Below are 23,445 nucleotides of genomic sequence, written 5' to 3'. Positions count from 1 at the left end.
CCGGCGGAGCGAGACGACGGGGGACAACCCATGCAATTGTGGAACGCCCTGACCAACCGCTCGTCGGGCGGCACCCTGCACGCCTGGTCCGGTGAGGAATTCGAGCACACACCATGGCGCGAGGTGGTCGCCGACGCCCAGGGGATGGCCACGCGGCTGCGCGCCCACGGAGTGCGGCCCGGCACCCGGGTGGCCACCGTCCTGACCAACACCCCGGAGACGGTCCGCGGACTGCTCGCCATCTGGCTGGCGGGCGGCGCGGTGGCCTCGCTGCCACTGCCCACCCGCGGCCAGAGCCCGGCGGAGTACCGGTGCCAATTCGCCGCCGTCGCCGCGCGGCTGGACCCGACGCTGCTGCTGATGGACGACTGGCTGACATCCCTGGTGCCCGAGGAGCTGGCCGCTCAGCTGCCGGTGGCCGGGTGGGCGTCCCTGCGCGGCTCCGGGACCATCGAGCCCAGTCCGCCGGGGCCGGAGGACATCGCCTTCATCCAGTACTCCTCGGGCAGCACCAGCACCCCCAAGGGATGTGCGCTCACCACCCGCGCCATCGAAGAGCAGATGAAGATCATCCTTGCTCTGACCGGTGGTCGGCCCGCCCATGACACCGTGGTGTCCTGGCTGCCGCTCTCGCACGACATGGGGATGTTCGGCTGTCTGCTCTACGCCTGGGCGTACGACTTCCACTTCGTGCTGTCCACGCCCGAGCGCTTCGCGATGGCGCCCCGCAGCTGGTTCCGTGACATGTCCGAGTACGAGGCCACCATGACCGCCGGCACCAGCACCGCGGTCCATCTCGCCGCCCGCGCCCAGGGACGCGCGGAACTCCCCAAGGAGCTGCGGCTGCGCGCCGCGGTGATCGGGGCCGAGCGCGTGGACTGGGACACGCTGTCCACGGCCACCGGGAAGTTCGGCCGGTTCGGACTGTCCGGTACCGCCTTCCAGCCCGCCTACGGTATGGCCGAGGCCACCCTCGCGGTGACCGGCAAGCCATGGGCCGACGCCCCGTCCTCGCTGGTTTTCGACGGTGCGGCGCTGCTGGATCGGAAGGCGGTGGAGGTGTCCGCCGACCACCCCCGGGCCACCCGGCTGGTCTCCAACGGAGTGGCGCTCCCCGGTGTCGAGGTGGTGGCCGGGTCCTCGGGCGAGGTGGCCGAGATCGAGGTCGGCTCACCGAGCCTGGCCCAGGGGTACTACGCCGATCCCGAGCGTACCGCCGACCGTTTTGTGAACAGCCGGCTGCGCACCGGCGACCTGGGCTTCGTCCATGACGGCGAGCTGTATGTGATGGGGCGTGTCGACGACATGCTCTCCGTCGGCGGACGGAAGATCTACGCCGCCGAGATCGAGTCGGCCGTGGACTCCTTCCCCCAGGTGCGCAAGGGGTGTGCGGCGGTGGTGGACATCGGCGCTTCCGGGGAACTGCCCCGGCTGGTGCTGATGCTGGAGCCCCAGGGCAAGCCGCGGGACTTCCGGCCGATCGCGGACCAGGCGGCGGCCGTGGCACGGGAGAAGTGCGGTGTCGCGCTGTCGGAGTGTGTTTTCCTGCCGCGTGGCGCCCTGCCGAAGACCCCGAGCGGAAAGATCCAGCGGTTCCGCTGCCGGGCGATGCTGGACGAGGACCGGCTCGAGCCGCTGGCCCGTGTGCCGTTCGCCTGACGGGGAGGACATCGGTGACCGCCACACCAACGGCCCTTCCCCCGGCGGGGGTTCGGGCGACCGCGGGCAGCTCCGTCCCTTCGTCCCGGAGGCATCGCGTATGAAGGCGCGGATCACACCGTCCATGGGCGCACCGCACGCCCGTATCCTCGGCGTGGGCGCATACCGGCCTCGCCATGCGATGACCAATGAGGAACTGTGCCACCGGGTGGACTCCTCCGACGAGTGGATCCGCACCCGCACCGGGATCACCACCCGCCGCTGGGCGGGGCACGACGAGTCCATCGCCGACATGGCGGTGCCCGCCGCGGGGAAGGCGCTGGCCGCCTCGGGCGTCCCGGCCGACGCCCTGGACTGCGTCATCGTGGCCACCTTCACCCATCTGCGGCAGACGCCCGCGGTGGCGGCCGAGGTGGCTCACCGGCTGGGGACCCACGCCGCCGCCTTCGATGTGTCCGCCGGGTGTGCCGGGTTTGTGCACGGTCTCTCGCTGGCCGCGGACGCGGTGCGTTCCCGGGGCGGCCATGTGCTGGTGATCGGGGCCGAGCGGATGACCGATCTGCTGGATCTGGAGGACCGCTCGACGGCGGTCATCTTCGGCGACGGCGCGGGCGCGGTGGTGGTCGGACCGTCGCGGACACCCGCGATCGGCCCGATGGTCTGGGGCGCCGACGGCTCCCAGGCGGAGGCGATCTCGCAGACCGTGTCGTGGGACGCGTTGCGCAGCAACCGCGATCAACGGTGGCCCGCCCTCCAGCAGCAGGGGCAGAAGGTGTTCCGGTGGGCGGTCTACGAGGTGTCGAAGGTGGCGGAGCGGGCCCTGGCCGCCGCCGGGGTCTCCCCCGCCGATCTCGACGCGTTCATTCCGCACCAGGCCAATACGCGGATCATCGACGCGATGGCCAAGCGGCTGGGGCTGCCCGAGTCCACCGTCATCGCCCGGGACATCGTGACCACCGGAAACACCTCGGGCGCCTCGATCCCGCTGGCGATGGAGGCGCTGATGTCCTCCGACGCGACCAGCCCCGGGGATCTGGCGCTGCTGGTCGGCTACGGCGCCGGGCTGTCGTACGCGGCCACCGTCGTCGCACTGCCCTGAGGCGCGGCGTGAGCCGTCTCCTCACCACGTGCGAGGGGGCGGGGCCCATGCTGGGTCCGCCCCCTCGGACGCGTCGGCCCGTCCGGTCAGCCGGTGGCCCGGGTACGGTCGGCACGCTTCAGCAGATAGGGCACGGCCATCTGGTGGATCGGTCGGGCCATACCCCAGACGGCGCGTGCGATTCCCTTGTTGAAGCGCACAAAGGTCACCCAGACAACATCCCCGTCGTTCACCATGACAACGTTGTAGGTGGCCACGATCCCGGAATGGGCTTCGACGGTCATCGTCGCGTCGTCGGAATCCGTGATGTGCCAGCCCAGGACATGCCGCGGTGACGTGGTCTTCGGCCCCATCCGTAAGCCGAGCACCTTGGTCCAGCCGAACCGGAGAAACCACCGCAGGACGGCTGGGGCGTCCTCGAAGGTGGCCCGGGCCCATTGTTCCGGGGTCAGCTTCCGCGCGTCCTCGACGGGCAATTGATACGCCGACTCGTATTGGAATCCCGTGAATTTCTGCCCGTCCTGAAGTGCTTGCGGAACGTCAACACGCTGTGCGCGCGCAGTGGCCATGGAAGAGGGCTCCTTGGGAATCGCGGGCGGAGACTTACGGCCTGACGGCCCCATGATGGCGTCGCATTTTACCCGCTGCTGACGAACAGCCGGAAGACGGCGCTTCGATATCCCCCGCTTCCACCCCCTCGCTCTCGCCGCGGAACACATCGGCCGACCGGATTCCTCCGGCCGGCTGACGGCTGCGCCCGATCACCGAATGGTTCCCGGCACGATGTGCTCAGGAACTCGCCTGCGAGGTCTCGGTGCCGTCCCGCTTGGCGGCGAGCTCACACACCAGGTCGACCACATCACCGACGGTGCGGACCCAGGAGAGCTGCTCCCGCTCCACATGCTGGCCGAGTTCCCGCTCCAGCACGGTGATGAGGTCGACATAGTCCATCGAGTCCATGCCGAGGTCTTCCCGGAGATTGGTGCGCGGGTCCTCCACGTCCTCTCTCGGCATCACCACGGCCTCGGCCAGTAGCGTGATCACCCGCTCCTCGAGCTGGGCGCGCTCCATATCCGCTCCTTCGGTCGATGTCCCGACGCCGACCCCGGTCACGGCGTCGGCGCCTGCGTCGAGATCGGCACTCCGGCCATGGCCAGCGCCTTCGGGGACAGCTCATCGCGCTGCCAGCCCAGCGAGGAGAACCGGCTCAGCCCGTCGCCCTCGTTGTTGTGTCCCACCAGCACGGAGTACAGGTTGATCGTCCCGGGCTCCTGGAGCTGCTCGGCGAAGGGCACATCGTCGAATCCGGCGATCCGGCGGTGGCGGACCGTCAGCCCGCCGTACTGCCGCTCGTAGTCCTCCGGAGTGAAGGTCAACACCCCGGTCTGGCCGCTGACCGCGGAGGGCTTGACGCTCTCCCGGTAGGTGCGGATCACGGAGTGGCTGCCGTTGACGAACCGGAAGATGCTGAGGTTCCGGCGGAACGGCTCACGGTCGACCGCGACCTGCTGGACGAGAGTGGGCACGATGTCCGGCGTCATGGCGGCGGCGCCGTCGCCCGTGAAGGAGATGACGTTCTGCTCGCGCCGGGTGAGGATGCCGGGCAGGGCCATCAGACCGTCGCCCATCAGCCCCCGGCCGTACCAGCCGGACACACAGGGGCCGGTACGCGGCAGGCTGTTGACCGCGGACAGTCCGGCGCGGCCGATGTCGTAGACGCCGACGTAAGCGTAGTCGTGCTCACGGATGATGCCGTCCAGGACGCCGCGCAGCCGCCGGAAGAAGTAGTTGGTGGTCATGGGCAGCACCGGCAGCAGGCTGATCACATCACCGTCGGAGTCGGTGGTGGAGGCCATGGCGTCCCGCCGGTAGGCCAGCACCTCCGGGTCCACGTCGAGCCGGTCCAGCAGGGTGCGCAGCACACCCTCGATGTCGGCGACGATGCCCAGTCCGGTGAACGGCGCCCGGTCGATCTCCCGCTCGGTGATCTGGATCGGGGCCAGCTGCCGCAGATGGGACTCGGAGAACGGGGTGTCGATCTGCGGGATCTGGGTGCCGAGGAACATCACCGACTGCTCGTCGCCGGGGCGGAGCCGCCCGTCGCGGTACAGGTACTCGTAGACGCGCGGTGAGTAGCCGTACATGCTCAGCGTGCCGATGAACTCCTCGACGGTGCGCCCCTTGTGGTAGCGGGACACGGTGCCGGGCTGTGCCACCGAGTCGGCCAGGCCGATGCCCGCCTTGTGCGCCAGCTCGTACAGCAGCTCCTTTGCGGTGTCGCCGAGCGGGCCGACCTGGCAGAGCAGCCTGCGCCGCTCGGAGTTGAGCAGCTGGGACAGCCGGTCGACCTCGGGGGTGCGGACGGCTTCCACCGTGGGTGCCGCCGTGGCCCCCGCCCCCGGCCGCTCGTCGAGGTCGAGTGTGGTCTGGAGAACGTCGCGAGGGGCGATCACCATGACCGGGCCGCGGTCGGCCGAGTATGCCTCGAACGCCTCGGCGAGGCCGCGGGGGATGTCGTCGGACCGCGGGATGTGGACCACCGGGAAGCCGCGGGCCAGCAGCGACGGCCGGCTGTCCTCGGTCCGGTGGATGGTGCCCTGGAACGGGTGCCACTGGTCGGCGCGGGAATCGCAGCAGACGATGAAGCCCTTGGTGCGGACGGCCACGTGGTTGGCGAGCGTGCCGCGGAACTCCTCGTGCATACCACTGGTGGCGACGATGGCGAACGGGGCGCCGTCGAGGGTGTAGCGCGCCAGCGCGGAGCAGGCGAGGCTGTGCTCGCTGGGGCCGCGGACGATCGGATTCCCGCCCGCGACGGCGCGCTGCTCGATGTCGTCGATGAAGGTGGCGACCCCGGAGCCGGTGTAGTAGTGCAGCCCCCACTCGGATCCGGCCCGGTCGGTCAGGAAGTCGGCGATGGCGTCGGCGATGGTGCTCGGTTTCATCGCGGGCCGCAGCCGGCTGTTGCTCTGCAACTGCACGGAGTCGACGAACGCGCAGGCGATGTCGGCCGGGACGACCCATTCCTCGGTGGGCTTCCAACGCGGAGTGAAGTGCTCCACCGAGTAGAAGTTCTCGATGTCGGCATCGGTGTAGACATGCACCGTGTAGGGGCTCGGTTCGAACTCGACCGTTCCGCTCAGCTCTTGGGAGAGCGTGCCCAGCCGCTCATTGAGGTCGTCGGGAGAGGTCATGCGGTAGCGGTGGTCCCCGTGGTCCAGGACCAGCAGGCTGAGGACGGTCTTCTGGTCCTGTGCCGCCTTGATGACCGCGTCCCGGACGGCGTCGAGCGAATCCACGGTCACCAGGGTGAACCGGTCCTCGGGCGCGACGAGGTCAAGGAACCGCAAACCCCGCTTGACCACTTCACGGTATTCGTCATTCGCCGGACTGCCTGACGATGAAACGGCGATGTCGACATCACGTGCGCCGGCCAGATCGGAAAGCGCGCGGCCTGCCGCCGGGCCCATCACCTCGCTATCGGTGACGACAACCACCAGCCGGCGGAAGGGACTGATATGAGCCATCTCGGGCATCTAGAACATCCCAACAGTAGGCGTGATCAGGACTGACCAAGGTCGGAGAGTGGTTCTGACGTTCCGTCGCCCTCGATCCGACATCGTGCGACTATCCCAATTTCGATCCTGGCAGTCCTCTGTACTCGGTGTCAACGCATTGCGGATACAGGCTTTTTCAGGGGGTCAGCCGGAGTACGGCGGACCACAGAGAACGGCCCGGGCGGCGTGGATTCCCCTTGGGTAGCCGGGCCACGATTCGCATCGCGGCCGACAGCCGATTCCATTGGGCTGCCGCGGGCAACTGCGAGGCAAAGCGATCGACAGTCCAGCCCGCCCGTTCGAAGAACGCAATCCCGTTCTCCGGCCCGAAGATGACCGGCGCATTATTCCTTCTGCCGGGCTTGCTGGACATCTTGAGGATGGTGGGTCCGATGATGTCCGCGACCCACCAGGCGATTTCGGGCCTGTTCAGCTCCGTGGTGAGCTCACGCACCTCGGACTCCGGCAGATACAGCAGAAGTCCCTCGGTGATGACGAGTGTCTTCGCGGCCCCCTTGACCGCGTCGGTCAGACAGCCGCGGCGCGCCGCCGCGTCGGTGAGATCGAGCGGCACCCGGGAGAGCTTGCAGCGCGGGGACTCATCGGCGAGGACGCGGTTCTTCTCCTCGATGATCACCGGGAGGTCCACCTCGATCCACTCCAGCGACGGCGGCACCTCCAGCCGGTACGGTCTGGTGTCCAGACCGGCGGCAAGGTTGACGACCCGGTCGCACCCCTCGGCGAGGGACCGCTCGACAAGGTCGTCGATCAGCTTGGTGCGCGCGATGAAGAACCAGCCGTTGCCGAATGACCGCTTGGCCGCCTCGGCGATGATCCTGCCGCGCTCGCCCGCCAGCCCGGCCGCCAGTGGATCGTGGAACAGGGCGTCCGGACGGGCGGATTCCTGTGCCCGGTACTCCGCGACCCAGCGCGCGGTGTCGGAGACGTGGTGAAACACCGTTTTGGCCATGGGCTCTCCCCTTGTGCTGCGTGTGCTGCCGGCCCGCGATGGTGACGGGTGGATCCGCCGCGTCAGGCGGTCCGCGGTCAGGGCGTGGACATTCGGGCGAACCAGTCCCCGACCACCAGGGCCGTGGTCGCGGCCTTGTCCTCCAGGATCGAGAAGTGGTCCGCCAGGACGGATTCGCTGGTGTCCGCCGTCTTCCAGACCGGTTCGACGGGCAGGTTCAGCGGGGTGTCGGCGGCCACCGCCCGCACCGCGAGGGTCGGAACCTCGCAGCCGCCCGGAGTCCACTCGTCGTACAGCCGCAGATAGGCCCCCATCGCCATCAGGTTGTTGTCGTTGACCACCAGACCGGTCGGATCCCGGTCGAGGATCTCGCTCATCGCCCAGACGAAAAGGGCCTCGCGTTCGCTGCGGACGTCGATGTCATAGGTGTCGATCATGACAACACCCCGGGCGGAATGGCCGGTGTGCCGCACGCGTTCCGCGATGGCCTGGGCGACCAGCCCGCCGACGGAGTGGCCCACCAGGAAGAAGGGCTTGTCCGCGGCGGCCGCCAGGGTGGCGTCCGCCATCGCCTCGATCGCCACCGTCCAGGAGGCGGGCAGCAGCCGGGACTTGCCGAACCCCGGCATGACCAGCGCCGAGGTCCGCAGCCGCGGGGTGAACTCCGAGGCCAGCCGGGCGAATTGGTGCGGCCCTGAACCAGCCAGGAAGGACGGTACGCAGATGACCGCGGGCGAGGCCGCGCCCTCGGCGGCGAGCACCGAGCCGGGCGCACCGCCCAGCTCCGCCGTCGAGGAGAACGACGGCCGGAACCGCGAGGCGGCCACCACCATCGGCACGGCCTCGGGGATGGCGTTCTCGACATGGGCGCGGCGCAGCAGCACGGTGAAGGTGCCACGGCTGTCCTCGGCCGGGGCCGGGGCAGAACGCTCCGGCGGGGGTGCCGCGGGCCCGTCCTTGGTCTCGTCGAGCCAGTACCGCTGGCGCTGGAAGGGGTAGGTCGGCAGCTCGACGGTACGGGCGTCGCGCCCGGCGAACGAGGGCGACCAGTCGACCCGTACGCCTCCCACGAACGCCTGGGCCAGTGTGTGCAGAAAGGTGGCCAGGCCGTCGGGGTCTCCCGGCGCCTCGGTGATCATGAATTCGGCGGGGTCGCCGCCCGCGGCGGTCACGGCGCCGGTCAGGGACGCCGTGAGCGACGGCTGCGGGCTGATCTCGACGAAGGCGCGGAAGCCCTGTTCGATGTGGGTACGGAGGGCCTCCCGCAGAGTGTCGGCCGCGCCGGTGGCGGACGCGGTGGCCACGGTGTGCGCCGCGTCCTCGAGGGTGCGCCGTCCGTCGATCACCTCGGTGGCACGTTCGGCGCCGGGCTCACCCACCACGGCGTCAGGCTCCACACCGTACGCGCGCCACAGCGCGGCCAGTGACACCTGGACGGCGAAGAGGGCGGGGCCGAAGACTCCGGGGTCGTCGAGTGCGGGTGCGCCCTGGGCGCCGTTTACCACGTCGAGCAGATTCCAGCCGGTGTGCGGGGCGAGCGCCTGGGCGCACTCCTCCATCCGCGCGGCGAACGCCGGTGCGGTGGCCAGGAGTTGGCGGGCCGGTTCAAGGGACTGCTTGTCGGGAGCCGGGATCACGAACGCCACACTTCCGGCCCGCGCCCCGGAGTTGAGCAGCACCCCGGGGCCCCCGTCCCCGCTGATCACCTGGTCCAGGCCGGCCATCAGCTCGTCCCGGTCGCGCCCCACCACGACCGCGCGGTGCGAGAGCTGGGCGCGGCCGGTGGCCAGGGAGTGGCCGATGTCCACGGGGTCGAGTCCGGGGTGGGCGGTCAGCCACTCCCGCAACCGGCGTGCCTGTGCGGTGAGGCCGGACGGCATCCTGCCCGACACCGCCCACACCACCGGCTCACCGGGAGCGATGGCGGGCCGGTCCCGGATGGGTGCCGGGTCGGCGGGCGGCTCCTCGACGATGATGTGGGCGTTGGTGCCGCTGGCACCGAAGCTGGACACCCCGGCCCGGCGCGGCCGTTCGGCGCGTGGCCACGGACGCGCCGAGGTCAGCAGTTCCACGGCGCCGGAGGACCAGTCCACCTTGGTCGTGGGCTCGTCCGCGTGCAGGGTGGCCGGAAGGGTCCCGGCCCGCATCGCCGTGATCATCTTGATGAGGCCGCCGACGCCCGCGGCGGCCTGGGTGTGCCCGATGTTCGACTTCAGCGACCCCAGCCACAGCGGCCGGTCCGCCGGGCGGTCCTGGCCGTAGGTGGCGAGCAGCGCCTGCGCCTCGATGGGATCGCCGAGCACGGTGGCGGTCCCATGTGCCTCGACCGCGTCCACCTCGGCCGGTGACAGCCCGGCGTCGGCGAGCGCCGCCCGGATCACCCGCTCCTGCGAGGGGCCGTTGGGGGCCGTCATACCGTTGCTGGCGCCGTCCTGGTTGACCGCGGAGCCACGTAACACCGCGTGGACCGGGTGGCCGTTGCGGTGTGCGTCCGAGAGCCGCTCCAGCAGGAGCACCCCCATGCCCTCCGCCCATCCGGTGCCGTCGGCCGAGGCCGAGAAGGACCGACAGCGGCCGTCCGGCGAGAGCGCCCGCTGCCGGGAGAACTCCACGAAGACACCCGGTGTGGCCAGTACGGTCACCCCGCCGGCCAGGGCCATCGAGCATTCGCCGCGGCGCAGCGACTGCATCGCCAGATGGGTGGCCACCAGCGAGGACGAACAGGCGGTGTCCACGGTCATGGCGGGGCCCTCGAAGCCGAAGGTGTACGCCACCCGGCCGGAGACAAAACTGCCCAGGTTGCCCAGCCCCCAGCGGCCGCCGACCTGGTCGTCGCGCTGACGCGCCAGCCAGGCGTAGTCCTGGAACATGGCCCCGGCGAACACTCCGGTACGGGTCCCGCGCATCGCGTCCGGGGCGATACCTGCGTCCTCGAACACCTCCCACACGCCTTCGAGCAGCAGCCGCTGCTGCGGGTCCATGGCGAGGGCGTCACGGCGGCTGATGCCGAAGAACCGGGGGTCGAACCGGGTGGCGGTGGACAGGAAGCCACCGGTGCGGACATAGCTGGTACCCGGATGGCTGGGGTCGGGGTGGTAGATGGCGTCCAGGTCCCAGCCACGGTCGTCGGGGAAGCCGGAGATGGCCTCCCGGCCGTCTGCCACCAGCTCCCACAGATCCGCCCGGGACATCACATCGCCGGGGTAACGGCAGGCCAGGCCGACGACCGCGATCGGCTCCCGGGCGCGTTCGTTCTCCTGCCGCAGCCGGACGTTGTCCTTCATGGCCGCGCGCAGTGCTTCTACGACATCCTCGTTGTCGACGGGCATAGGTGGGGTCCAATCACGAGTCGTTGCCGCGCAGGGCCAGGCGGACGAGGGTTTCGGCGTCCATGTCGTCGAGCTCGGCGGCAGCGTCGGGCGCGCCGTCGCCGCTTGCGGAGGTGTTGCCCGCCGGGTCCTGGGCGATGTTCCCGGCGGAGTCCGAGGGGGCGTCCCCGGCGTCCCCGGCGTCCCCGGCGGAGAAGAGCCTGCCCGCCAGGAAGACGGACACCGCCCGTGGTGTGGGGTGGTCGAACACCGCCGTCACCGGCAGTCCGAGTCCGGTGGCCAGGTTCAGGCGGTTGCGCAGTTGCACGGCTCCCAGTGAGTCGAAGCCGAGTTCTTGGAAGGCCCGGTCCGGGGGTACCGCGTCCGGCCCCGGGTACCGGAGTACCGCGGCGATCTCGGTGCGCACCAGATGCAGCAGTACACGTGCGCGCTCCGGCCCGGGCCGTGCCGCCAGCTCCTCCATGAGTACGGCGGAGGTGGCGGCGGGGCGGGCGGGCGCGGTGCGCACCAGCCCGCGCAGCGGGGCGGGTGCCACGCCCGCGGCGGCCTGGGTGCGCAGGGCGGCCATGTCCAGGCGGGCCGCCAGGACCAGGGGGGCGGACGCTTCGAGGGTGGCGTCCAGCAGCCGCAGCCCCTCCTCGACGGTCAGGGCGATCACCCCGCTGTCGGCCAGCCGGGCGGTGTCGGCCCCGCTGAGGTGGCCGGTCATATCTCCGGCCTCCTCCCACAGCCCCCAGGCGATGGACACGGCGGGCCTGCCCTGGATACGGCGCCGGTGTGCCAGGGCGTCCAGGAAGGTGTTGGCGGCGGCGTAGTTGCCCTGTCCGGGGCCGCCGACGATCCCGGCGAGCGAGGAGAACAGCACCAACGCGGTGAGGTCGTGGTCGGCCGTCAGCTCATGCAGATGCCATGCCGAGTCGGCCTTGGCACGCAGCACCCGGTCCAGCCGGTCGCCGGTCATGGAGGTGATCAGACCGTCGTCGAGCACACCGGCGGCGTGGACCACGGCCTTCAGCGGGTGGTCCGCGGAGACCATGGTGAGCAGACCGGCCATGGCGTCACGGTCGGACACATCACACGCGGCGACTCTGACCTCCGCGCCCAGCGCGGTCAGTTCGTCCGTCAGGGCCTGGGCGCCCTCGGCGGCCGGGCCGCGGCGGCTCGCCAGCAGCAGATGGCGCACTCCGTGTTCGGCCACCAGATGGCGTGCCACCAGCGCCCCCAGACCGCCGGTGCCACCGGTGATCAGTGCGGTCGCGTTTGGGTCGAAGGACGGGGTGGACGGGGCGGGGTGGATCCGGACCGTGCGTGGTACCAGCAACGCACCGCCGCGTACGGCGACTTGTGGTTCGTCGAGGGCCAGGGCGGTGGCGAGGCCGTCCGTTCCGCAGACGGTGTCGAGGTCGATCAGCCGGAAGGTGCCGGGGTTCTCGGCCTGTGCGCTGCGCACCAGGCCCCACAGCGGCGCGAGCCCCAGGGCGGGATCGTCGGCGGGGAGCGCTGCCACCGCCGTCCTGGTGACGAACACCAGGCGGGTGTCCTGGAGTCCGTCGGCCGCCAGCCACTCCCGCAGCAGGGACAGCACGGTGCCCAGCACCGTCCGCACCGCCTCGGGTGGGGTCGTGGCGTCCGGCGGCCCGATGGGCGCGACGACCCACCGGGGCGGGCTGCCGTCGGTCCCCTCCAGCAGCGAGCCGAGGTCGGGATAGGCGCACGGTGGCGTACCGTCCGGCTCGATGAGCCCCTCCCCCGTGCCGAGGACGGCCATGGTGCCGGGGGACACCGGAGCGGCCGCGGTGGCGGGCGCCCAGTCCACGCCGAACAGACAGTCGGCCGTCACCGAGCGGGCGGCGGCGAGCTGAGCCATGGACACCGGCCGTGCCAGCACCGAGTCCACGGAGACCAGGAGCTGTCCGTCCGTGTCCCGGGCGGACATCCGCAGGGAGCCGGTGCCGAGCGGGGTCAGCCGGACCCGCAGTTCCCGGGCGGTGTGTTCACCGGACCGGATCCGTACCCCGGACCAGGCGAACGGCAGCCATGCGGAGCCGGAACCGCTCTCGTCCGCCCGGTCGGCGAAGGCCGCGTGGAACGCGGCGTCCAGCAGCGCGGGATGGAGCAGATGGCGGGGGTCGATGTCCTCGCCACCGCCGTCGAGCCGGACCTCGGCACAGATCTCGTCCCCGCACCGCCAGGCGGCCCGCAGTCCCCGGAACATCCCTCCGTACTCCATGCCCCGGTCGGCCAGACGGTCGTAGAGTTCGCCGGTCGGGATGGTGACGGCGCCCTCCGGAGGCCAGACGGCGGGCGGGTCCTCTTCGTGCGGCGCGTCGGCGGAAGCGGTCAGTACGCCGGAGGCGTTCTGTGTCCAGCCGTCCGCCCCGTCCTCCGAGTGCAGGGTGAAGGCGACGCGGCCCCGTGTGTCGGACTCGGCCACCTGGAGCTGGATGCCGATCCCCTCGTCCCGGACCACCAGCGGGGATTCCAGGGTGAGTTCCGCGACGACGGGGAGGCCGAGTCGGTCGCCCGCGCTCGCGGCGAGGTCCACCAGCGCCGTGCCCGGCACGAACACCTCGCCGAACACGGTGTGGTCGGCGAGCCACGGCAGCTGTTCCAGTTCGAGCCGCCCGGTGAACACCGTGCCCAGTCCGCCCGCCAGCCGCACCTGGCCCGCCAGCAGCGGATGGCGCGCGGAGGTGAGTCCGGCGGGACGCGGATCGCCCGCACCCTCGCCACCGGTGGCCCAGTAGCGCTGCCGGGTGAAGGCGTAGCGGGGCAGGTCGACACAGTGGGCGGCCCGTCCGGCGAACGCGGCCGACCAGTCCACCGCGACCCCGCGCACATACGCTTCGCCGAGGGAACCGAGGAAGTCCTCCAGCCGTCCGTGGTCCCGCTTCATCGACCCGAGGACCACCGCGTCGGGGTCGCCCAGGGACTCCATGGACTGCTGGAGCGCGGCGGTCAGCACCGGGTGCGGGCTGATCTCGACGAAGACGCGGTACCCCTGGTCGGCCATGTCGCGGACGGTGTGCTCGAAGAGCACGGGGTTGCGCAGATTGCCGTACCAGTAGTCGCCGTCGAGGGCGGTGGTCTCGATGGCCTTGCCGACGACGGTGGAGTGGAAGGCGATCTGGCCCGCCCGTGGTTCCACCGGGGCGAGCGCGGTGTGCAGCCGCTCGCGGAGGTCCTCGATGTGCGGCGAGTGGGAGGCGTAGTCGACCGGGATCCGGCGGACCCAGACGTCCTCCGCGACGCACTCCTCGAAGAGTTCGTCCAGCGAGGCGGAGTCACCGGAGACGATGACCGACGACGGGCCGTTGACCGCGGCCACGGACACCTCACCGGGCACCGTGGCCAGTCTGGCCCGGACGTCCTCCACGGATTCGGCGATGGACAGCATCCCGCCGCCGCGGCCGAGGGTGGATATCTCCTTGCTGCGCAGGGCGACCACGCGGGCGGCGTCGTCGAGGGTCAGGGCACCGGCCACACAGGCGGCGGCGATCTCACCCTGGGAGTGGCCGACCACCGCGTCCGGCTCCACACCATAGGAACGCCACAGGGCCGCGAGGGACACCATCATGGCGAACAGGGCGGGCTGGACCACATCGACCCGGTGGAGCGGAGGCGCCTCCGGAACACCGTTCAGCACATCGAGCAACTGCCATCCGGTGTACGGTTCGAGCGCCTGAGCGCATTCCCGTATCCGCTCGGCGAACACCGGCGAGGAGGCCAGCAACTCCACGGCCATTGCGGCCCATTGGGTGCCCTGCCCGGGGAAGACGAACGCCACCCGGCCCGGCCGGGCGCTGACGCCGACGGGCTCATGTCCGGGGCCGGGGTGCTCGATCCGGTCCAGTCCGGCGAGCAGGTCGTCGCGGCCGTGGCCGACGACCACCGCGCGGTGCGAGAGCGGGGCGCGGGTGGTGGCGAGTGAGTAGCCGACGTCCACCGGGTCACGACCGGGATCCGTCAGCAGCCAGGCGCGCAGGCTGCGCGCCTGCGCCGAGAGCCCCGACGGCTGCTTCCCGGACAGCACCCAGACGGTCGGGGTGTCCGCGGACGGCCGGTGCCCGGCGGGCGGCGGTCCGGGCTCGGCGGACTGCTCGGCCGGCGCCTCCTCGAGGATGATGTGGGCGTTGGTGCCGCTGGCGCCGAAGGCGGACACCCCGGCCCGGCGCGGTCGTTCGGCACGCGGCCAGGGGCGCGCCGAGGTCAGCAGTTCCACCGCGCCCGAGGACCAGTCCACCTTCATGGTGGGCTTCTCGGCATGCAGCGTGGCGGGCAGGACCTCCGCCCGCATCGCCGTGATCATCTTGATCAGACCACCGACACCCGCCGCGGCCTGCGTGTGCCCGATGTTCGACTTCAACGACCCCAACCACAACGGCCGGTCCACCGGACGCTCCTGACCATAGGTCGCCAGCAGCGCCTGCGCCTCGATGGGGTCACCCAGCACGGTGGCCGTACCATGTGCCTCCACCGCGTCCACCTCTGCCGGTGACAGTCCGGCGTCCGCCAGGGCCGCCCGGATCACCCGCTCCTGCGACGGACCGTTGGGCGCGGTGAGACCGTTGCTCGCGCCGTCCTGGTTCACCGCTGAGCCGCGCAGCACCGCATGCACCCGGTGGCCGTTCCGGCGCGCGTCCGGGAGGCGCTCCAGCAGCAGCACCCCGAGCCCGTCGGAGAACCCGGTGCCGTCCGCCGCCTCCGCGAAGGACCGGCAGCGGCCGTCCGGCGAGAGCGCCCGCTGACGGGAGAACTCCAGGTAGACGGTGGGGGTGGCGGCCACGGTCACCCCGCCCACCACGGCCATCGAGCATTCGTCGTGGCGCAGGGACCGCATCGCCAGATGGGTGGCCACCAACGAGGAGGAACACGCGGTGTCCACGGTCAGCGCCGGGCCCTCGAAGCCGAAGGTGTAAGCGATCCGGCCCGAGGCGACGGCAGGCAGGGTGCCGATCCCCCAATAGCCCTGGAGACCGGCGCCACCGGAGCGGGCCACATAGCTGTAGTCGACGCCGGAGACACCCGCGAACACCCCGGTGCGGCTGGAGCGCAAGGTGCCGGGGTCGATCCCGGCGTCCTCGAACGCCTCCCAGACACCCTCGAGCAGCAGCCGCTGCTGGGGGTCCATCGCCAGTGCCTCGCGCGGGCTGATCCCGAAGAACTCGGCGTCGAATTCGGTGGCGGCGTGGACGAAGCCACCCGATGTCGCGTACGCGGTGCCGGGGTGGTCCGGGTCGGGGTGGTACAGCTCGTCCAGTGGCCAGCCACGGTCGGCCGGGAAGCCGGTGATCGCGTCGTGGCCCTCGTCGACGAGCCGCCACAGCTCGGCGGGGGATCCGACACCGCCCGGATAACGGCATGCCACGCCCACGACGGCGATGAGGTCCTCCGCGCCGTCGGTCGCGCCCTCGGAAGGCGCCTCGGGTTCGGTGGCGGGCCCGGCGTCCGACAGCCCCATGCGGAAGAGCAGATAGCGGGCGACCGCATCGGGATTGGGCTGGTCGAACAACATGGTCAGCGGCAACTCGAGACCACAGACGGAACTCAATTCCTCGGTCAGCGCGACAGCGGCGAGGGAGTTGTAGCCGTAGTCGAGATAAGGCCGCTGCGGATCGATGGCACTGGGCGGCCGGCCGAGCAACGCCGCCGTTTCCCGCAGCACCACATCGAGCACGATGCGCAGCCGCTCATCCGCCGCGGTCTCCGCCAGCCGCACGGCCAGGGAATCTCCGGACGGCGCGCCGTCAGTTTCTGAAGTGCCCACGTTGTCCACCCTTTCCACGAACCTTCGGTCGGGCCGCAAAAGGGGGCCGGTGGCCCCGGTCATGAGCTGGGCGGCGGATGTGAGATTTTCCCTCGTCCGTGATACGCGCCGCACGGCTCATCAATGCGAGGAAACAACTCCGTTTTCTGCACTGTCAACTCCGCGACAACTTGTGGTCATTGAGTGTGCGGTCGTTTTCCGAACCGGTGCCGGATCACCATCGGAAGGCGGCTGCCGCGGCGAAATCCCCGGCATGGGCGAAGCCCGCGGTGACCACAAGATTGCCCGGCTTGATACGGCCGGCGGTGACCGCTTCGTGCAGGGTGACGGGCACCCCGGCTCCGTAGAGATTGCCGAATCGGTCGTAGGTGTCGATATGGCGCTCGGCGTCGATTCCGAGGGCGTTGCGCCAGTTGCGCAAGAAGATGCGGTTCGGCTGGTTGGTGATCAGCACGTCGATCTCGTCGATACCGAACGCGCACTGCTCGCTCAGCTCGCGGACGAGCTCCGGCACCAGCCGATTGCCGAGCTCCAGGGTCTCCTTGGTCTTCGCGGCGTCGAACTGCACGTCGAGGACGCTGTCGCCGGTCTGCCAGTGGTGGCGGCCGTCGGAGGTCGCCATGCCGAGATCGCGTGCGGTGGCGGGGGTGTTGCGGGTACAGGTCCCCAGCAGCCGGGGCGTATCGGGGCCGGGCTCGGCGGTGACCAGGGCGACTCCGCAGCCGTCACCGGCGGCGACACAGTGCGCTTTGAAGCGGTTGCCCTCCTGGGCGAATATCTGGCCGGCGGTGTTCTGCACATTGGCTATCAGCGCGGTCCTGGCGCCTTCGGTGGCCATGATGGACCCCACGAGCTTCAGCATGTACTGGAAGGACGCACAGCCGCCGTTGTGCAGATCGATGATCCACTCGGGCGACATCCCCATCCGGTGGGCGGTGTCGGCGCCGCATCCGGTGAACATGTCGTCGGGCAGCAGCACATTGGTGATCAGGACGTCCACATCGCGGACATCGACACCGACCCGCTCGAACATGGGCGCCGCGGCCCGCTCGATCATCTCGCTTGCCCGGTCCCCCGGTGCGACATGGTGGCGCCATTGCGGTGCGCGCACCAGCGGCCCGTTGTCCATCGGGCTCAGTTCCAGACCCGCCTCGACATACGACTCCAGACTGATCGGCTCATGCGGCAGGTAATTCCCGGTTCCCACCATGCCGATCGAGGAAGTTAACCCAGGCACGCCCCGTTTCCCTCCCACTGTTCTGATGGTGCGACGAGCTTACGCGTCACGGGTCCGGGCCGAAACGGTCGGCTTCGGCATGTCGCCCTCGGCTTCCCCGACTTCGGGCACGTCCTCGCGCATGTCGCGCCGCCGGATGAACAGCAGGGCGATGACGGCGCCGATCCCGGCGACCACGGCCAGCACCACAAAACACAGATGCATACTGCTGACGAATACGCTGTCGGCGGAGCGGAGGAAGTCCTGGCGCAGGGGTTCCGGAATGGCTCTACTCGCTTCTCCGGCACCACCGTTGGCAATCGTGACACCGAGGGCATGGGTGTCCACTCCGGCGTCGCCGAGCTGTTTTCCGACCGCGGTGTCGGAGAATTCCCGCGCCACCTGATTCTGGAACAGCGAACCGGTGGCGGCGATTCCGAGTGCCACTCCGATCTGCTGGAATGTCTCACTCGCCCCCGAAGCCATCCCGGCTCGGTCCGGTTCGGCGACCAGCATCGCGACCGACGCACGTGGCGGATTGAAGGCCCCCATTCCAATACCAGCGGCGATCATGCTCGGAAGCAGCGCCGTCCACGACGAGTCCTGGTCGGCCAGCAGTACCAGGAGCATGGCGGCACACAGAAACGCTCCAGAGCCGAACAGCAGCAGCCGGGTAGGGATGCGGTTCATCACCATACCCGCCACCGTCCCGGCGACGAGCATGCCGAAGGTCAATGGCAGGAACCGGACACCGGTCTCCCAAGCGCTGAGTCCGAGGACGTTCTCGACGTAGTTCGCCTCCAGGAAGATGGAGGTGGTACCGGCCACACATCCACACCACGGGCCCGGGGATCGCGGGACTCCCGGACGAACACGGCGGTGATGACGATGGCGAACATCCCGATCGGGATGTTCAGGTAGAAGATCCACCGCCAGCTCGCCGTGGTGACCAGTGCCGCGCCGATCAGCGGGCCCAGAGCGACGGCGAGTCCGATGATGGCCCCGAACACCGAGAACGCGACGGCCCGCTCCCTGCCGTGGAATTGATGGGAGATCAGAGCCGGGGCGACGGCGAACAGCACCGCTCCGCCGACGCCCTGGGCACCGCGTGAGATGTCCAGGGCAAGGCCGGTGTCGGACTCTCCGCAGGCCAGCGAGGCCAGGGTGAAGACGGCGAACCCGACCTGGAAGATCTTTTTGCGGCCGAGCGTGTCGGCGAGCGCCCCGGCGGTGAGCAGGAAGACCGCGAGGGTGAGGGCATAGGCGTCAAGGACCCACTGCACCTCCTCGAAACCGGCGTCCTGACGGATCACCGGCAGGGCCACGTTCACCACGCTGAGGTCGAGCATCAGCATGACGTCCCGAGCACGGCCGCCGTCAGCGTCCACCACTTCGAGGCGCCCGAGGGTGGTGGCGAGGAGGGCCGGTGGCTCTCCAGCGGCGAATCCCCTCCGCCGACGGAGGGATCGGAACCAGCAGATCTGACGGGCCGCTCTGCATCCACGTGGATTCCCCCATGCGTTGAACGAAACGGACCACGCGGTCCGATCCCATCGAGTCGTCTGCCCGGGGTCAAGGGCGCACCCTGCACGGGCACTTGGCATCACGTTCGGGAGGGCAGCTTGCAGAGATCTCTATGCAGAGGATCCTCTGCAACCTACGATGCGAGCATGACCGACGCCCCCGAACCCCCACCCCCGCCCCCGCTCCCCGGCCCCGCCCGGCGGCTGGACGCCCACAGTCTGCGGGGGCTGGCCCACCCGTTGCGGATGCGGCTGTACGAACTCCTCAGCCTCGACGGCCCGGCCACCGCCACCCTGCTCGCCCAGCGGCTCGGTGAGAACACCGGCACCGTCAGCTGGCATCTGCGCCATCTCGCCGAGCACGGGTTCATCGAGGAGGACACCGCACGGGGCACCAAGCGCGAGCGGTGGTGGCGTGGCACCGGGGTCATCAATGACCTGCGGATCGCCGATTTCCGTGATGACCCCGACGCCCACGGCGCGCTGTCGGTCTATCTGCGCGAGCTGATACAGCAGTACTTCAGCCGGGTCATGACCTACGTCGGCGAGGACTGGGACGAGCGGTGGCGGAACGCGGGCACCGTCGCCGACTGGCGCGATCTTCGGATGACGCCCTCTCAACTTCGCGCTTTGAACACCGAGTTGATGGGCGTGATCGCCCGCCATGCCCCCGCCGCGGACACCGCGCCCGACCCGGAGGCGCTGCCGGTCGTGGTCCAGCTCCAGTCCTTCCCCCGCAGGGAGCGTGGCGGCGCATGAGCTCGCGGATACGCGGTGGCGTGCTGCGCCGCCACCGCGACTTCCGGCTGCTGTGGTGTGGTGAGACGGCGGGCAACTTCGGCGCCTCCGTCACGACGGTGGCGATGCCGCTGATCGCCGTCTCCACCCTGCACGTCGGGACCTTCGAGATCGGTCTGCTGACCGCCGCTTCCTGGATCCCCTGGCTGGTCATCGGTCTGCCTGTGGGAGTCTGGGTGGACCGGCTGCCCCGCAGACCGATCATGCTGACGGCCTCCGCGGTCTCGCTGCTGCTGTTCGCCAGTGTCCCCGTCGCCGCCTGGTGCGGTCTGCTGGGCTTCGGTCTGCTGCTGACCGTCGCCCTGCTCGCGGGCTCGGCCGCGGTGTTCTTCCAGACCGCCTACCGCGCCTATCTCCCCAGCGTGCTGCACGCCGACGACCAGCCCGAGGGCAATGCCGCCCTGCACGGCAGCGCTTCCGCCGCGCAGATCGCCGGGCAGGGTTCGGCCGGTGTGATCGCCCAGTGGGCGGGCGCGGTGAACGGCATGCTCACCCATGCCGCCACGTTCCTCGTCACCCTCTGCTGTGTGTCCGCCATCCGCCACCGCGAACCGGCCGCCACCGCGGCGTCGGTACGTCCGCGGCGGGCGCTTGCCGAGGAGGTCGGCGAGGGACTGCGGCTGATCGCCCGTGACCCGTGGTTCCGTACCTTCGCGTTCTTCTCCGCCGTCTCCAACCTCGCGCTCGTGGGATACCAGTCGATACGGGTGGTCTTCCTGGTCCGGACCGTGGGGCTGGCTCCGGGCACGGTGGGCGCGCTCATCGCCGCCGTGAGCGCCGGAGGCGTCGCCGGAGCGCTGGTGGCGCGGCGGGTGGCCGCCCGGGTCGGTACGGCCCGCGCGACCCTGGTGTTCGAACTGGGCCTCGCCGTATGCGCACTGCTCATCCCGCTGACCGTGGCCGGACCCGGGGTGCTGTGCTTCGTGGCGGGCGGCTTCTGCGTCGCGTTGGGCGTGGTGGCGGGCAATGTGATCAAGGCGAGCTTCCAGCAGCGCTACTGCCCGCCGGAGCTGCTCGGTCGGCTCACCGCGAGCACGGCGTTCATCAGTTACGGCACGATTCCGCTCGGCGCGCTGCTCGGGGGTGCGCTCGGCACCGCGTTCGGTGTCCGCACCGCGATGTGGATCACCACGGCGGGGATTCCGCTGGCCGGGGTGATCCTGCTCCGCTCCCCCATCCGGTGGTCCCGCGATCTGCCGACGGCCCGGCCGCCGGGCGAGGCGGCGGACACCCGGGTGGCGCCTCCCACCGGATGACATGCCGCCGATGGCGCAGCATGGGTCGCCGGGGGCCGCCGGTCCCGGCAGGCTGTGCATGTTGATCACAGCCGTATCAGGAGCCCGTGTGTACAGGTCGGCTGAGGCGCCACCGCCCCGGAGCGAGCCGTGAGACGGCCGGGCCGCGGCACAGCCGGCCACGGCGCCGAAGCCCGGAAGGCGCCACGGCTGAGCAACGGCGATCTGGAGATCCCCTCTCCCCCCGCCTGGATGCGCTGGCTGCCGGCCATCTATGTCGCGGTCATCCTGGTGGTCGAGCCCATCACCCCCGTGCAGTGGCCGGTGAGCTTCCTGCTCATCGCACTGCCTGTGGTGGCCGCCTTCAGCCACGGCCCGGTCACCGTGGCCGCCATCACGGTCTTCGCCGTCGGCTTCGAGGCCACCCTCGCGGGCACCCCGTGCTGTGCGGGGCGCAGCGTGGGTTACCTCTGGGACCGCCACTATGTGGCCACCTACATCGCCACCACCCTGGTCGGCGCCCTCGGCACGGGGCTGGCGGCGCACCGGAAGCGTCAGGAAGCCCATCTGATGCACGCCAGCTCGGTGGCCGAGGCCCTGATGCGCACGCTGCTGCGTCCGCTGCCGCACGAGGTGGGCCATGTGCTGGTGGCGGCGCTCTACTGCCCCGCCGAGGCGGGCACCATGATCGGCGGGGATCTCTTCGACATCCGCGCCACCCAGCACGGTGAGCGCGCCATCATCGGCGATGTGCGCGGCAAGGGGCTCCAGGCGGTACGCACCGTGGCCGATGTACTCGGCAGCTTCCGCCAGGCCGTCTACGACCCCGGGGATCTGCTCCAGGTGGCCAACCGGCTGGAGCGCCGGATGGCCGGTGAGGCCGCGGACATCCCCGACGACGAGCTGTTCGTCACCGCCGCGCTGATCGAGTACGACCCGGTGGCCCACCGGGTGACGATCGTCAACTTCGGGCATATCGAGCCCATCCTGATCTCGGGCGGCGAGGTGACCACGCTGACCGGGACCCCGTGTCTCCCCCTCGGCCTGGGCACTCTGGCCGATGAACCGCCCGCCGCCGCCCAGTACCGGCTGCTGCGCGGCGATGTGCTGCTGATGTGCACCGACGGGCTGATCGAGGCCCGCGATGCGAACGGGAACTTCTACCCCCTGCTGGACCGGCTCAGCGACCGTTTCGGGGGCCGCCCGGTCCCGGACCCCCTGGATGTCATCAACTTCCTCAACACCGATCTGCCGCGCCATGCGAGCAAGCGCCACGACGACGTCGCCATCCTCGCCATCGCCCCGCACGGACGCCTCTGACACCCGGCCACGCGGTGTGCGCGCGGTGCGGCGCGGTGTGGGTCCGCTCGTCAGACGGCCACCGGCAGCTCCGCCCAGCGGGTGACACCGGAGCAGCCCACCCGGGTGCCGTGGCAGGACGACAGCGCGGAAACGATGCCGATCCCACGGCCGTGCTCGTCCGGCTCGATCTCCTCGTCCGGCCGCTCGGTCCGGGGTGCGGGGCCGCCGTCGGTGACCTCGATGTGCAGGGTGCGGCAGCCATCGGTCTCACTCGAGCGCAGCCGCAGTACGGCGGGCGGAAGGGCGTGCAGCACCGCGTTGGTGATCAGCTCGGAGATCACCATGAGCGCGTCGTCGAGGCATTCGGCGGGCAGCTCCCACTCGTCCAGCAGCAGCCGCGCCCGGTGCCGTACGGTGGCGACGGCCCCGTGGATGTGCGGCACCGGGAGATGGTGGTCGGCACGGTGGTCGACATGGCCGATCGGCGCACGCGCGGCGGGGGCCTGCCCGCCGCCCGGGACCGTCCCATGCGCGGAGGCCGCTCCGCGCACCTGAGGACCGATGAGCGGCGCCGGTGTCTCCGTATGAGCGGACGGCCCCACGAAGCCGAAGGCTGCGGGAACGCTCCAGCCGCCCGCTCCCACCTGGGGAGCCATTCCCATGGCGGGATCAGTCGGCGGTGCGTCGCCGACGGTCGAAAGATTCAGCTGGTCCGCCACTTCTCCTCCTCCGGGTGCTCTGCCGGGCACTGCCCTGTCGAGCGCCCAGTGGGTTGCCTGTCGGTGGCCGGCCGAATAACGACCGGCAAGGTCGCCCCTGATGTCGGAGCTGTCCTGATACGGACGCTATGGGCGCACAGGGGCGCGGTCAACGAATGGAGGTCGGCATTACCGAACGTTCTTGTGCAACGCTGAACAAACCTAGAAACACGCAGCTAAGAGCCCTGAAGCGGGATTGCTTCAGGAAAGCGAAAAACCCGGCCAACAAGCT

The 23,445-nt window shown here is 70.5% G+C and carries 15 protein-coding genes; 5 read left to right on the top strand and 10 right to left on the bottom strand.

The genetic code is table 11. The annotated features are described in order from the left end of the window. The first annotated feature begins 30 nt into the window (after positions 1–30). On the top strand, positions 31–1,659 hold the full coding sequence (locus JK363_RS12250; RefSeq protein WP_201874716.1) for an AMP-binding protein: 1,629 nt from the start codon (positions 31–33) through the stop codon (positions 1,657–1,659). A gap of 100 nt (positions 1,660–1,759) precedes the next feature. Beyond that, complete coding sequence (locus tag JK363_RS12245; RefSeq protein WP_201874714.1) at positions 1,760–2,758, top strand: beta-ketoacyl-ACP synthase III; 999 nt, start codon at positions 1,760–1,762, stop codon at positions 2,756–2,758. Positions 2,759–2,844: 86 nt separating this feature from the next. Here the strand turns inward: JK363_RS12245 and JK363_RS12240 are convergent, their stop codons facing one another. The 9 genes from JK363_RS12240 to JK363_RS43765 all read right to left on the bottom strand — a co-directional run bounded on the left by JK363_RS12240 (position 2,845) and on the right by JK363_RS43765 (position 18,988). Next, entirely contained in the window at positions 2,845–3,327 is a 483-nt protein-coding gene (locus tag JK363_RS12240) for a DUF2867 domain-containing protein (RefSeq protein WP_201874712.1), read from the bottom strand. A gap of 220 nt (positions 3,328–3,547) precedes the next feature. Next, positions 3,548–3,829: an acyl carrier protein gene (locus JK363_RS12235; protein ID WP_201874710.1), complete on the bottom strand. Its 282-nt coding sequence runs from the start codon at positions 3,827–3,829 to the stop codon at positions 3,548–3,550. Between the two features lie 38 nt (positions 3,830–3,867). After that, entirely contained in the window at positions 3,868–6,294 is a 2,427-nt protein-coding gene (locus JK363_RS12230) for a hypothetical protein (protein WP_201874708.1), read from the bottom strand. A 157-nt stretch (positions 6,295–6,451) separates the two neighbouring features. Further along, positions 6,452–7,285 carry a class I SAM-dependent methyltransferase gene (locus tag JK363_RS12225; RefSeq protein WP_201874706.1) on the bottom strand — a complete coding sequence of 278 codons (834 nt, stop codon included), beginning with the start codon at positions 7,283–7,285 and terminating at the stop codon, positions 6,452–6,454. 77 nt (positions 7,286–7,362) lie between these two features. Further along, positions 7,363–10,614, bottom strand: coding sequence for a type I polyketide synthase (locus tag JK363_RS42285; RefSeq protein WP_236075707.1), 3,252 nt, complete (start codon positions 10,612–10,614; stop codon positions 7,363–7,365). A gap of 13 nt (positions 10,615–10,627) precedes the next feature. Next, complete coding sequence (locus JK363_RS12215) at positions 10,628–16,381, bottom strand: type I polyketide synthase (RefSeq protein ID WP_201874702.1); 5,754 nt, start codon at positions 16,379–16,381, stop codon at positions 10,628–10,630. 214 nt (positions 16,382–16,595) lie between these two features. Further along, on the bottom strand, positions 16,596–17,618 hold the full coding sequence (locus JK363_RS12210; protein ID WP_307821694.1) for a 3-oxoacyl-[acyl-carrier-protein] synthase III C-terminal domain-containing protein: 1,023 nt from the start codon (positions 17,616–17,618) through the stop codon (positions 16,596–16,598). Positions 17,619–17,657: 39 nt separating this feature from the next. After that, the gene (locus tag JK363_RS43770) at positions 17,658–18,425 is read right to left on the bottom strand and encodes an MFS transporter (protein WP_201874700.1); all 768 of its coding nucleotides are present in this window, start codon (positions 18,423–18,425) and stop codon (positions 17,658–17,660) included. Next, positions 18,329–18,988 carry an MFS transporter gene (locus JK363_RS43765; protein WP_201874698.1) on the bottom strand — a complete coding sequence of 220 codons (660 nt, stop codon included), beginning with the start codon at positions 18,986–18,988 and terminating at the stop codon, positions 18,329–18,331. The genes JK363_RS43770 and JK363_RS43765 overlap by 97 nt, the downstream gene beginning before the upstream one ends. A 279-nt stretch (positions 18,989–19,267) precedes the next feature. On the opposite strand from JK363_RS43765, the gene JK363_RS12195 reads away from it, so the two are divergent. From JK363_RS12195 to JK363_RS12185, 3 genes are all read left to right on the top strand, one after another. Then, entirely contained in the window at positions 19,268–19,879 is a 612-nt protein-coding gene (locus JK363_RS12195) for a winged helix-turn-helix domain-containing protein (RefSeq protein WP_201874696.1), read from the top strand. Then, positions 19,876–21,174 (top strand): MFS transporter, encoded by a 1,299-nt coding sequence (locus tag JK363_RS12190; RefSeq protein WP_201874694.1) that lies wholly within the window; start codon positions 19,876–19,878, stop codon positions 21,172–21,174. The genes JK363_RS12195 and JK363_RS12190 overlap by 4 nt, the downstream gene beginning before the upstream one ends. A gap of 129 nt (positions 21,175–21,303) precedes the next feature. Next, positions 21,304–22,473 (top strand): PP2C family protein-serine/threonine phosphatase, encoded by a 1,170-nt coding sequence (locus JK363_RS12185; RefSeq protein WP_307821693.1) that lies wholly within the window; start codon positions 21,304–21,306, stop codon positions 22,471–22,473. A 50-nt stretch (positions 22,474–22,523) separates the two neighbouring features. On the opposite strand, the gene JK363_RS44175 is transcribed toward JK363_RS12185, so the two are convergent. Continuing rightward, complete coding sequence (locus JK363_RS44175; RefSeq protein ID WP_307821692.1) at positions 22,524–23,174, bottom strand: ATP-binding protein; 651 nt, start codon at positions 23,172–23,174, stop codon at positions 22,524–22,526. Between the last annotated feature and the right edge of the window lie 271 nt (positions 23,175–23,445).

Source organism: Streptomyces coffeae (assembly GCF_016741875.1).
GTDB classification, from domain to species: domain Bacteria; phylum Actinomycetota; class Actinomycetes; order Streptomycetales; family Streptomycetaceae; genus Streptomyces; species Streptomyces coffeae.
Note: the sequence above shows the minus strand (reverse complement) of the source record. Positions and strands in the feature narration are given on the sequence as shown.

What these genes read in the sequence shown, in the direction of transcription:
- JK363_RS12190 (WP_201874694.1), top strand. Translation starts at nt 19,876, where the DNA reads ATGAGCTCGCGGATACGCGGTGGCGTGCTGCGCCGCCACCGCGACTTC.
- JK363_RS12225 (WP_201874706.1), bottom strand. Translation starts at nt 7,285, where the DNA reads ATGGCCAAAACGGTGTTTCACCACGTCTCCGACACCGCGCGCTGGGTC.
- JK363_RS12235 (WP_201874710.1), bottom strand. Translation starts at nt 3,829, where the DNA reads ATGGAGCGCGCCCAGCTCGAGGAGCGGGTGATCACGCTACTGGCCGAG.
- JK363_RS12250 (WP_201874716.1), top strand. Translation starts at nt 31, where the DNA reads ATGCAATTGTGGAACGCCCTGACCAACCGCTCGTCGGGCGGCACCCTG.
- JK363_RS12195 (WP_201874696.1), top strand. Translation starts at nt 19,268, where the DNA reads ATGACCGACGCCCCCGAACCCCCACCCCCGCCCCCGCTCCCCGGCCCC.
- JK363_RS42285 (WP_236075707.1), bottom strand. Translation starts at nt 10,614, where the DNA reads ATGCCCGTCGACAACGAGGATGTCGTAGAAGCACTGCGCGCGGCCATG.
- JK363_RS12230 (WP_201874708.1), bottom strand. Translation starts at nt 6,294, where the DNA reads ATGCCCGAGATGGCTCATATCAGTCCCTTCCGCCGGCTGGTGGTTGTC.
- JK363_RS12245 (WP_201874714.1), top strand. Translation starts at nt 1,760, where the DNA reads ATGAAGGCGCGGATCACACCGTCCATGGGCGCACCGCACGCCCGTATC.
- JK363_RS12240 (WP_201874712.1), bottom strand. Translation starts at nt 3,327, where the DNA reads ATGGCCACTGCGCGCGCACAGCGTGTTGACGTTCCGCAAGCACTTCAG.